The sequence below is a fragment of the Mesorhizobium sp. M7A.F.Ca.CA.002.05.1.1 genome (assembly GCF_003998335.1).
Taxonomy (GTDB): Bacteria; Pseudomonadota; Alphaproteobacteria; order Rhizobiales; family Rhizobiaceae; genus Mesorhizobium.
Genome location: NZ_RZQI01000118.1, coordinates 1 through 10,635, shown reverse-complemented (window position 1 = coordinate 10,635; position 10,635 = coordinate 1). Strand labels below are relative to the sequence as shown.

13 protein-coding genes are annotated in these 10,635 nt (G+C 63.5%); 3 read left to right on the top strand and 10 right to left on the bottom strand.

The window, feature by feature from the left end; translation table 11 throughout:
• The coding region (xseA, locus tag EN939_RS08855; protein ID WP_127267714.1) for an exodeoxyribonuclease VII large subunit at positions 1–641 on the bottom strand (641 nt) is incomplete at its 3' end.
• A gap of 83 nt (positions 642–724) precedes the next feature.
• A complete protein-coding gene (locus EN939_RS08850; RefSeq protein WP_063170125.1) occupies positions 725–1,681 on the bottom strand; it encodes a LysR substrate-binding domain-containing protein in 957 nt (318 codons plus the stop codon).
• Between the two features lie 178 nt (positions 1,682–1,859).
• Here EN939_RS08850 and EN939_RS08845 point away from each other — a divergent pair, with 178 nt between their 5' ends.
• Positions 1,860–2,150 (top strand): DUF1127 domain-containing protein, encoded by a 291-nt coding sequence (locus EN939_RS08845; RefSeq protein ID WP_127267713.1) that lies wholly within the window; start codon positions 1,860–1,862, stop codon positions 2,148–2,150.
• 145 nt (positions 2,151–2,295) lie between these two features.
• On the opposite strand, the gene EN939_RS08840 is transcribed toward EN939_RS08845, so the two are convergent.
• The 5 genes from EN939_RS08840 to EN939_RS08820 all read right to left on the bottom strand — a co-directional run bounded on the left by EN939_RS08840 (position 2,296) and on the right by EN939_RS08820 (position 6,582).
• Entirely contained in the window at positions 2,296–2,448 is a 153-nt protein-coding gene (locus EN939_RS08840) for a type II toxin-antitoxin system HicB family antitoxin (protein WP_236383376.1), read from the bottom strand.
• 55 nt (positions 2,449–2,503) lie between these two features.
• Positions 2,504–3,550: a DUF937 domain-containing protein gene (locus EN939_RS08835; RefSeq protein ID WP_127267712.1), complete on the bottom strand. Its 1,047-nt coding sequence runs from the start codon at positions 3,548–3,550 to the stop codon at positions 2,504–2,506.
• 100 nt (positions 3,551–3,650) lie between these two features.
• Complete coding sequence (locus tag EN939_RS08830) at positions 3,651–5,024, bottom strand: glutamate--cysteine ligase (protein WP_127267711.1); 1,374 nt, start codon at positions 5,022–5,024, stop codon at positions 3,651–3,653.
• 144 nt (positions 5,025–5,168) lie between these two features.
• Positions 5,169–5,903 (bottom strand): 16S rRNA (uracil(1498)-N(3))-methyltransferase, encoded by a 735-nt coding sequence (locus EN939_RS08825; protein WP_127267710.1) that lies wholly within the window; start codon positions 5,901–5,903, stop codon positions 5,169–5,171.
• 31 nt (positions 5,904–5,934) lie between these two features.
• Positions 5,935–6,582 (bottom strand): hypothetical protein, encoded by a 648-nt coding sequence (locus EN939_RS08820; protein WP_127267709.1) that lies wholly within the window; start codon positions 6,580–6,582, stop codon positions 5,935–5,937.
• A gap of 87 nt (positions 6,583–6,669) precedes the next feature.
• On the opposite strand from EN939_RS08820, the gene EN939_RS08815 reads away from it, so the two are divergent.
• Both EN939_RS08815 and EN939_RS39700 read left to right on the top strand, forming a co-directional pair.
• Positions 6,670–7,368, top strand: a complete 699-nt coding sequence (locus tag EN939_RS08815; RefSeq protein ID WP_127267708.1) for a type 1 glutamine amidotransferase — start codon at positions 6,670–6,672, stop codon at positions 7,366–7,368.
• A 293-nt stretch (positions 7,369–7,661) separates the two neighbouring features.
• On the top strand, positions 7,662–7,793 hold the full coding sequence (locus EN939_RS39700) for a hypothetical protein (RefSeq protein ID WP_013893872.1): 132 nt from the start codon (positions 7,662–7,664) through the stop codon (positions 7,791–7,793).
• A gap of 39 nt (positions 7,794–7,832) precedes the next feature.
• Here EN939_RS39700 and EN939_RS08805 read toward each other — a convergent pair whose 3' ends face one another.
• The 3 genes from EN939_RS08805 to EN939_RS08795 are packed head-to-tail and all read right to left on the bottom strand — an operon-like array spanning position 7,833 to position 10,601.
• On the bottom strand, positions 7,833–8,606 hold the full coding sequence (locus EN939_RS08805; RefSeq protein WP_127267707.1) for a metallophosphoesterase family protein: 774 nt from the start codon (positions 8,604–8,606) through the stop codon (positions 7,833–7,835).
• 35 nt (positions 8,607–8,641) lie between these two features.
• On the bottom strand, positions 8,642–9,778 hold the full coding sequence (locus EN939_RS08800) for an alpha-hydroxy acid oxidase (RefSeq protein ID WP_127267706.1): 1,137 nt from the start codon (positions 9,776–9,778) through the stop codon (positions 8,642–8,644).
• Positions 9,779–9,797: 19 nt separating this feature from the next.
• Positions 9,798–10,601 (bottom strand): FCD domain-containing protein, encoded by an 804-nt coding sequence (locus EN939_RS08795; RefSeq protein ID WP_127267705.1) that lies wholly within the window; start codon positions 10,599–10,601, stop codon positions 9,798–9,800.
• Between the last annotated feature and the right edge of the window lie 34 nt (positions 10,602–10,635).

Genomic DNA, 10,635 nt, shown 5'->3' with positions numbered 1-10,635 from the left:
ACGATCAGCAGATCGGGGCGCTGAATGGCGCCGTCCCAGGCCAGCGCGTTGAAGCCGTTGACCGCGGCAGTCACTTCCGCGCCTGACGTCTCGCCTTGAACACGCACCGGCCAGACCAGGATGTGCAGCGGAAAGCGGTCCTTGATGCGGTGGATGATGTCGCGGATGACGGACCCTGTCGGCGAGGTGACGACGCCGATGACGCGCGGCATGAATGGCAGCAACCGCTTGCGACCGGCATCGAACAGCCCCTCGGCCTGTAGCCGCCGCTTGCGCTCCTCCAGCAGAGCCATCAGGGCGCCGGCGCCGGCAGGCTCCAGATTGTCGATGACGATCTGGTAGTTGGACTTGCCGGGATAAGTGGTGAGCTTGCCGGTGGCGATCACCTCCATCCCCTCCTCGGGGCGGAATTTCAGCCGGCTCATCGTGCCTTTCCAGACCACGGCGTCGAGACGGGCACGGTCGTCCTTCAGCGCGAAATAAGCATGACCGGACGAATGCGGCCCGCGATAGCCTGATATTTCGCCGCGCACCCGCACATTGCCGAAAACGTCCTCGACCGTGCGCTTCAGCGCGCCGGAAATCTCGCTCACCGTATATTCGGCGGCGTTGGTGCGTGATTCGGATGCTGCTTCGCTCATCGGTCGATTGGGGAACGGTTGGGCGCCCGCGTCAAGGCGGTTGCGTCGGGCCAGCCGTTCATAACCCGCATACCTGACCCCGCCTACCAGCCGGGCAGAATCTGGTTCGGCTTGGTTCGCCGCAGCTTGGTGAAGGCGAGTGCCGCGAAATCGAATGTCCCGGGATCTTCACCGACCGGCACGGAGATGTTGTCCAGGCTTTCCGAAATATGGCGGGCGAGCGCATCGACGATCTCCGGCCGCGACGTCTGGCCGCGCATGATGCCGATGCGGCAATCGGGCAGGGCGCCGAAGCCGTCGGCTTCGCCCAGCACCCGCATGCCGGGCCGTAGCGCACATTCCGGCAGCACCGAGATCGCGAGGCCCGAAAGCACCGCGGCGGTGATGACGGTGGCCGAGAAACTGGTGAACAGGATGCGATAGTCGCGGTTCTGCTGGTCGAGCACATCGACGGCGGCGCGCCGCCAGATGCAGTTCGGCCGGCCGAAGGCCATCGGCAGCGTTTCCTGCTCATGCGTCGCATGGTTGGCCGAGGTGACCCACAGCAGCGGTTCGCGCCGCACCACCTCCGACTGGCCGCGTACGTCGTTGTGAGTCACCAGCGCGAGGTCGAGATTGCCGCGCTTGATATGCTCGACCAGCCCCGGTGTCGGCTCGCAGATGACGGTCAGTTCGACGCGCGGATTGGAGCGCGTGAACCGCGCCATGATCTCGGGCAGGAAACGGTCGGCATAGTCGTCGGGCGTGCCGATGCGGATCGTGCCTTCGAGCCGCCGGTCGTCGAAGGCAGCCAGCGTCTCACGGTTGAGATAGAGCAGCCGCCGCGCATAGGAAAGCAGCTTGTCGCCTTCCTCGGTCAGCCTGTTGGTGCGCCCGTCCTTTTCGAACAGCGGCTTGCCGAGCCGCTCCTCCAGCCGGCGCATCTGCATCGACACCGCCGACTGGGTCCGGTGCACCTCTTCGGCCGCTCTGGTGAAGCTGCCGGTGTCGGCAATCGAGATGAAAGTTTGCAACTGATCGAGATCGAGCGGCGATTTCATCGACATGATCCATCACTGGTGTTGATGGTAAAGATTAGAAACATTCGTTGGATTAATCAATCGGCCGATGGCAAATTGGCATTGTCCACATGAAGGCATGTGAATCGAAGCCGGAACGGCCGCTGTCGCCAGCGCCGATCGCCTGGTTTTGTCAGTTCGAGTCTGAAGGAGACCGACAATGACCACGTTTGATTTCGCCACCGAGACCTCGCGCATCACCTCGCGTCCGGCCGTTGCGACTCGCGTGGCCAACACTGTCTCCAACATCTACCGCGCCTGGAAAAATCGCCGCGCCTTCTATCGTCTTGGCGAGATGTCGGACGCCGAACTCGCCGATATCGGCCTGACGCGCGGCGACCTGCACGTCGCCATCGACGTGCCGTTTGGCCGCGACCCGACGGCGATGCTGCGCGAAATCGCCAGCGATCGCATCGAAACGATCGAGGACATCGCCCGCAAGGTGGCCTGATCTGATGCTTGTTGTTTAGGTTGCCGCGAACCTTTTCGGGGTTCGACGCGACTGACGAGTATGCAGGCTCCCACTCCCTGCCGGATCCCCCCGGCCCGCCTGCACTCTGCCCGGTCCTCCCAGGACCGGGCTTTTCCTTTGGCTGTCAGGCGAATGCCAGCTTTCGCGATGGCCTTGGTATCGATCTGCCGAGCTCATGCGCGGCCTCTATCCAGGCTGCTATGGCGTCCTGGACATTGGCGATGGCCTCTTCAGGAGTGTCGCCATCACTCACGCAGCCTGGCAGATCAGGCTCCATCCTCTGCAGAAAGTGGCGCAATGACGACCGGATATTCAAGTCTGTCCATCATGTCTTACCGCCGATCCATATCGCGCTTGAACTGGTCGAAGATCGTCTCCACGCCCTTCTGGTAGTCGTCACGCTGCTGGGCGCCGGTCTCGAACATCTTGCCGAACAGGTCGTCGAACGGGTTTTTCGGCCTGCCGCTCGGATTGGCCTGTGGCTGCGGTGCCTGACGCTGCTGTGGGGGCGCTTGAGGCTGTTGCGGCGCCGGCTGTCCGCCAGGGATGCCGCCTAAGCCACCGCCACCTTGCCGCAGCATCTCCTCGAAGATTTTCCCCAGCGGATTGTCTCCGTAGGGGCTTTGTGTCTGCTGAGGCTGCGGCTGCGCCCGCCCTTGCGGCTGCGGCTGAGGCGCGCCACCGCCGAACATGTCCTGCAGCACCTTGCCGAGTGGATTGTCGCCGTAGGGATTGGGCTGCGGCTGCGGCTGGCTTTGCGGCTGTGGCTGAGCCGCACCGCCGCCGAACATGTCCTGCAACACCTTGCCGAGCGGGTTGTCCATCGGGTTCTGGGGTGGCGGCGCTTGGCGCGGCTGCGGCGCCGGGGCCTGCATGCCGCCGCCTTGCCGCATCATCTGCTCGATGATCTCGCCGAGCGGATTGTTGCCGCCGCCAAAACCGCCGGCGGCCTGCATCTGATTTGTCGTCTGCTTGAACAGCCCGCCCATGACCATCGAGGCGATCGCCGGCAGCATCTGCTGCAGGATCTGCTGATTGACGCCGCTGGCTTGCGCCGCCTGGCTGGCCACGGCGCGCGACAGGTCTTTCGAGCCGAACAGGTGCCCGAGAATGCCGTTGCCCTCATCGACGCCTTGCGGTGAGAAGGCCCGGGTTGCGTCCTCGAAATACTTGGCGTGCTGGCCGCTGGCCATCGCCGTCATGAAGGCGCCGAGCCCGTAAGGGTCGGCTGTGTTGCGCTGCAGCCCCTGCGAAAAGGCCGGCAGCAATGCGGCGACCGCGGCTTGCGTCTGCTGCATCGAAAGCCCGTATTGCTGGGCAAGGGCCTGCATGCCGTTGCCGTTCTGGGCCTGTGTCAGCATGTCGAACAAGGAAGGCATTGGTCTCTCCTCCGGAAATCCTCGCCGAAGAACCCTAGTTTGTTTCCACTTCCGATTGAAGCGACTTTTGCCGGCCGGTCAGCTTTGCCAGATCCGAGGGTTAATAGGCGTATTCCATGAAAACCGGCTCGATCGAGCCGCCCCAGCGCGTGTGGTAGGCCGACAGCATCTCCTCGGCGCTGGTTGTGCCGCGCGCCACGACCTCGTCGAGCGTGTTGAGGAACGAGGTCTCGTCATAACCGTCGCGGTTCTTCTTGCCACGGTTCTTCAGGCCCATGCGGGAAATGACCATCACGTCACGCGCGATCTCGCGCAGCGTGGTGTTGCGGAACGGTGCGGAAATGCCTTGTTCCGGCACGGCGTTGCGCATCGCCAGCGTTTCTTCATACGTCCAGCTCGACGTCAACGCCTCGGCGGCATCGAGTGCGGCTTCATCATAGAGCAGCCCGACCCAGAACGCAGGCAGCGCGCAGATGCGCCGCCATGGCCCGCCATCGGCGCCGCGCATCTCAAGGAAGCGCTTCAGCCGCACGTCCGGGAACAGCGTCGACAGATGGTTCGCCCAGTCGCCCATTGTCGGCAGCCCGTCCGGCACCTGATTGCGCGCGGCACCGGCCATGAACTGACGGAAGGTGACGTGCGTCATGTCGTGATAGCGGCCGTCGCGGATGACGAAATACATCGGCACGTCGAGCGCCCATTCGACATAGTCGGCGAAACCGAAATCGGGCGAGAAGCAGAATTCGAGCAGGCCCGAGCGCTGGTTGTCGGTGTCGCGCCAGATATCGCCGCGCCAGCTCTGCAAGCCGTTCGGGTGGCTTTCGGTGAAAGGCGAATTGGCGAACAATGCCGTCGACAGCGGCTGCAGCTTCAACGACACCTGCATCTTGCGGCGCATGTCGGCCTCGCTCTCGAAGTCGAGATTCACCTGGATCGTGCAGGTGCGGTACATCATGTCGAGGCCCTTGGTGCCGACCTTGGGCATGTAGCGCGTCATGATCTCATAGCGCGATTTCGGCATTTTCGGCGTCTCGGCCAGCGACCATTTCGGGCTGCCGCCGAGGCCGAGGAAACGGATGCCCATCGGCTCGGCGATCTCGCGCACCTGCGCCAGATGGGCGTTGCCCTCGCGGCAGGTCTGGTGGATCGTTTCCAGCGGTGCGCCGGAAAGCTCGAACTGGCCGCCGGGTTCCAGCGAAATCGCACCCTGACCGGTCGGCTCGACCAGGCCGATGATGCGGCCGTCATCGACGATCGGATCCCAGCCGAGCTTTGACTGCATGCCTTCGAGAATGGCGCGGATGCCGCGCTCGCCGCCATAGGGGACCGGTGCATTGCCGTCGACATAGAAGGGGAATTTCTCGTGCTCGGTGCCGATGCGCCATTTGTCGCGCGGCTTGTTGCCTTCGGCCAGATGCTCGACGAGTTCGTCGACACCTTCGATCGGGCGGAAATCGGTCGTATCGCGCGCCATGATGGTACCCTCAGAGGCGGCCGGATGACCGCCGGCGGTAAATGGACGAAATGTCAGCAGACGATCAAGCGAAAAATCCTGAGCCACAGGTCAACAGGAATTGAACGTTGCTGGAACTCTGCGTCCCTTGCAAGGGATGACGTCTCACCAGTCTCCGACAGTTGCCTGCATCACCGCGAGCGCGGCCACCGCCGCCGTGTCGGCGCGCAGGATGCGCGGGCCGAGCGGAATGGCGGTGACGAAGGGCAGGGCGCGCAGCATCTTGCGCTCGTCGTCGGAAAAGCCGCCCTCCGGCCCGACCAGCAGCGCAAGCTTCTTTTCCTTGACCGCCTGCAGCGCGGCCAGCGGATTGTTGGTCGAAGCATCCTCATCGCAGAAGATCAGCCGTCGCTCAGTGTCCCAGCCGGTCAGCAAACGGTCGAATTTTTCGGCTTCGTGCACCTGAGGCACGGCCAGGATGCCGCATTGTTCGGCGGCTTCGACGACATTGGCGCGCAGGCGATCGATCGACGGCTTGGCCACTTGCGTGTGCTGGGTGATGACCGGCTGCAGGATGCCGGCGCCCATCTCGACCGCCTTCTGCACGAGATAGTCGAGCCGGCCCTGCTTCAACGGCGCAAAGCAGTAGACGAGATCGGGCAGCGGCGGCTGCGGCCGCTGCAGCGCTGACACCTTCAGCCGCACCGCCCTTTTCGTCTTCGCTGATATGGCCGCTGACCACTCCCCGTCGCGGCCATTGAACACCAGGATTTCGGCGCCTTCGCCAAGCCGCAGCACATGCAGGAGATAGTGGCTCTGCTGTTGGCCAGCGTCGAACTCGACATCCGGCGCGAGATCGTCGGGCACGAACAGACGTTGCATCTTGTAATTGGCGCGCATCGCCGAGGAATGAGCGAGCCGGCCGCCGGCGTCAAGCCTCGGCGGTAGGATGCCACACCGGCCGAAAGCCACGCCGCAGCACGGCGAGCGTCGTGGCCGGCGTCAGCAGCGACAGCGTCCTGCCTTTGAGCAGGCCGAAATCTGCGGGTGGGCCATATCCCGCAAACGACCAGCGCAGCGTCTTGCCCCTACGCAGGGCATAAACAGTGCGACCATCCGCAACCATGGCGCCGTCCGGCAGGCCGGCAAGGTCTTCAACAGCAATCCCTGGCGGCCTGCCGCCCGAGGCCAGCCGCTCCTTGTGCAGCCGCTTGTCGACCATCGGCGCGCGCGGTTCGGCAATGCCGAACGCGTCGCCGAAGCGGCCGACGAAATCCCTGGCCCGTTCGCGCTGGCAAAAGAAGCAGGGGCGATGCCCGGCCGCCAATGCCGTCACCTCGTCGAGGAAGAACAGTTCTGTCCAGCCCGCTTTGCCGCCCTTCCGGTTGCGGCCCATCGGTTCGCGCCGCACATCGCGGAATTGGCGGACGCAGATGATCCAGGCCGGAAGCGCCCAGCGCTTCTTCTTGAGCGTCTTGGTCTCGGGATCGTGGATGATGCCGCGATTGCCGGTGAACATGCCGCGATCGGGCACAGCGTGGATGGTACCGAACGGATCGACCCGGTTCTGCAGTGGCATAGTTTTCTCTCCGGACACGCATCTTGGCTGCAATGCGAGCGGCATGATATCGCTCCTCGCATCTTTTCATGTCAGCAGGGTTTTGTGATGCGGGTGCTGGTGGTGCAGAACTACGACAATACCGGCCTCGGCCAGGTCGGCGCAGCACTTGCGGAAGCGGGTGCCGATCTCGACCTGCGTCTCCCTTACAAAGGCGATCCCCTGCCGGATGACGCGGCCGGGCATGATGCCATGATCGTGCTCGGCGGCGGCCAGAACGCGCTGGCCGACGATGAGTACCCCTATTTCCCGGCACTGCTCGAACTGACCCGCGACTTTGCCGACAAGGATCGCGCCGTGCTCGGCATCTGCCTGGGCAGCCAACTCGTCGCCCGTGCCTTCGGCGGCGAAAACCGCATCGGCGGCGCCAATGAGTTCGGCTGGCACGGCGTATCGCTGACGGCGGACGCCAAGGGCGATCCGGTGCTGGGCGCGCTGCCGGAGAAATTCCCGATCTTCCAGTGGCATGACGACACCTTCGTGCTGCCTGAGGCCGCCGTGCGGCTTGCCGGCAACGATGTCGCCGAGAACCAGGCATTTCGCGTCGGCCGCGCCGTCTACGGCTTCCAGTTCCATTTCGAGGCCGACCGGCCGATGGTCGAGGACTGGAGCACGTCGTTTGCCCCGACCATCGCCGCTCGCCATCCCGACTGGGCCGGCAAGCTCGATGGCGAAATGGCCCGCAACGGGCCCGATGCGGATGCCGCTGGCCTCGCCATTGCCCGTGCCTGGGTAGCGACCATCTGAGTGTTGGCCTCTCCGTACCCTCCAGCGTGACATAATTGGCACGCGGCGGTGAAACCGCCTGGGGAAAACCGTTTCATTCTTGGCTTGTGTCCGCCCGCCATCCTAGAAGGCGCGCGCTCTGCATCTTCTGTGCAACGGCTATGAACCTTTTGTGTGACCCGCGCGACACACCGTTGATACAGAACATGCCTAGAAGCGCAAAATCGTCGAAACTTTGAAGCGAATTCTCCGTTTCAACGCATTGGTAACCGCCTGGTGCACAGATGCAGAAAGCTCAACAAGAGATGACCTCCGTGAAAGCAGCGCTTCTGTCCTTTGCCATGTTGTCCGCCATCGTGCTGTGCGGTCTCGGCATCTATGCCGCCGACGCAGCCAACAACCACAACGCCGTCGACGGTTACGGCGTCACCGCCTCGCTGCGCTAAAGGCGGAAAGCGCCTTTCGCGTCCTCCGACGCGCGACGCTCAAGCTTCCTTGATCGTCATTGTCAGGATGCGTTTGTCCGCGCCGTCGACGACGAGCGCGCTCAGCATGCCTGATTGCCAGGCAAGCGTGTCGACATTGACGCGGTTGGCCATCACTTCCGCCTCCGGCACCGGCGTGTGGCCGTGCACCACGATCTTCGGATAGAGGTCGGGGTGGTTGTGGAAGACGTCGCGGATCCAGATCAGGTCCTGCGGGCTTTGCTTCTCCAGAGGATTGCCCGGCCTGATGCCGGCATGACAGAAGAAGAAGTCCCCGAAAGTCGCGGAGAACGGCAGCGATCGCAGGAAGTCGATGTGGCTTTGCGGCACGGCCTCGACCAGGGCCTGATGTCCTTTGCGCACGGCCGATTCGGCCTTGCCGAACCACATGCTTGTGCCTTCACTGATCGCCACGCCGTAAGAGTGTGCCGTCTGGATGCCGCCGAACCGGATGAAAAGCCCTTCCGGGTCAGGGGTCTTGAGAAAGTCGAGAAAACCGATGTCGTGGTTGCCGGCCAGCATCAGGTGACGAGGGTCGCGCTCTTGCGCTTCGATCAGGAAATCGATGACGCCCTTCGAGTCCGGCCCGCGGTCGACATAGTCGCCAAGATGGATGACGCGCCAGTCGGCAGGCGCCTCCTGCTCGATCTCGGTCCTGATGCGCCGATGCATGGCGGCCAGCAGGTCGAGCCGGCCGTGGACATCGCCGATCGCGTAAAGACGCACACCTTCCGGCCCATGCGCGTCGAGAAAATGGATGCCGGGTTCTGCCAATTTTTCGGTGTCTCCGTGGTCGCGCGGTCACGGGCTTAGCGCCGGAGCTGGTCCTTGCCCATGTCGGTGACAAGACGCTTTCCGCACAGCGCCAGCGTGATGTCCATCTCCTTGCGGATGATTTCCAACGCCTTGGTAACCCCTTCCTTGCCAAGCGCCCCCAGGCCATAAAGAAATGGCCGGCCGATATAGGTTCCCTTGGCACCTAGGCAAAGCGCCTTCAGGACATCCTGCCCGGAGCGGATGCCGCCATCCATATGCACTTCGATCGTGTCGCCAACCGCGTCGGCAATCTCTTCCAGCACGCCGATCGACGACGACGCACCATCGAGCTGGCGCCCGCCATGGTTGGAAACGATGATCGCGTCGGCGCCGGTCTTGGCCGCCATCAGCGCGTCCTCCTTGTCGAGAATGCCCTTGAGGATCAGCTTGCCGCCCCAGCGCTCCTTGATCCAGGCGACGTCCTTCCACGACAGATGCGGGTCGAACTGCTCCGTCGTCCACGATGCCAGCGAGGCCATGTTGCCGACACCCTTGGCGTGGCCGACAATGTTGCGGAAGGTCCGCCGCTTCGTGCCGGCCATGGCGGCGCACCAGTGCGGGCGGATGGCCATGTCGACGATGTTCGTCAGCGTCAGCTTGGGTGGCGCCGAAAGCCCATTGCGGATGTCCTTGTGGCGCTGACCGAGAATCTGCAGGTCGAGCGTCAGCACGAGCGCCGAGCATTTCGCCGCCTTTGCCCTGTCGATCAGGTTGAGCACGAACTCCTTGTCACGCAGCACATAGAGCTGAAACCAGAACGGCTTCGTGGTTACCGAGGCGACATCCTCGATGGAGCAGATGCTCATCGTCGACAAGGTGAACGGCACGCCGAATTCCTCCGCCGCCTGAGCCGCCAGCATCTCGCCATTAGCGTGCTGCATGCCGGTCATGCCGGTTGGCGCCAATGCCACCGGCATCGACACTTTTTCGCCGATCATCGTCGATGCCAGCGAACGGTTGTCCATATCGACGAGCACGCGCTGGCGGAACTTGATCTTCTGGAAATCCTCTTCGTTGGCCCGATACGTGCTTTCGGTCCACGAACCGGAATCGGCATAGTCGAAGAACATCTTCGGCACGCGCCGGCGGGCGAGGTCCTTGAGGTCGGCGATGGTCAGGATCTGGCTCATGGGCTTCCCGTTTCGATAGCTAGGAGCGTTTGCGTGCAGGTTCGGTATCGGTGGCTTCGACCCGCTGCTTCAGCCTCAGTCGCGAAACGCGCTGCCAGTCGCCGCTGCGCTCGGCTTCCGCCATCGACCGTTCGACATAGGTGATGTGGTCCATCGCCGCTTGCCGGGCAGCATCCGGATCGCCGGCCTTCACCGCCGCATGGATCGCGCGGTGCTGCGCCAGCAGGGCGTCGCGCGCGCCTGGCACGGTGAACACCAGCAGCCGGTTCTGGAACACGCCTTCCGACAACAGCCGGTAACAGGAGCGCAACGTGTGCAAAAGGATGATGTTGTGCGCGCATTCGCAGATCGCGTGGTGGAACTCGACATCAATCTCGGCCTCGTCGTCGAAGTCGCCGGTCCGGTGCGCATCGTCCATGCGTGCCATGATCTTGTCGAGCAGCGCCATGTCGTCGGCAGTGGCGCGCCGTGCCGCGTATTCAGCCGCGACCCCTTCGATCTCGCGGCGATATTCCAGATAATCGGTCACTGCCTTGCGGTGCATCGAGATCAGGTCTGTCACCGGTTTGGTGAAGAGCTGGCCGATGACATCGGCGACATGCGTGCCGCCGCCGGGCCTTGTCGTCAAAAGGCCGCGTCCTTCCAGTGACTTCAGCGCATCACGCAGGATCGGCCGGGATACGTCGAACTGGCGTGCAAGCTCGCGCTCGCCCGGCAGCCGGTCGCCGGTGCGCAGCACGCCTTCGAGGATGAGGCTCTCGATTTGCTGCACCACCTCGTCGGCGGTGCGCGAATGCTCGATCCTGGAAAAAATGTCGCTCAACAGAATGCCTGGAAGGTGAACCGGTGTCGTAGAA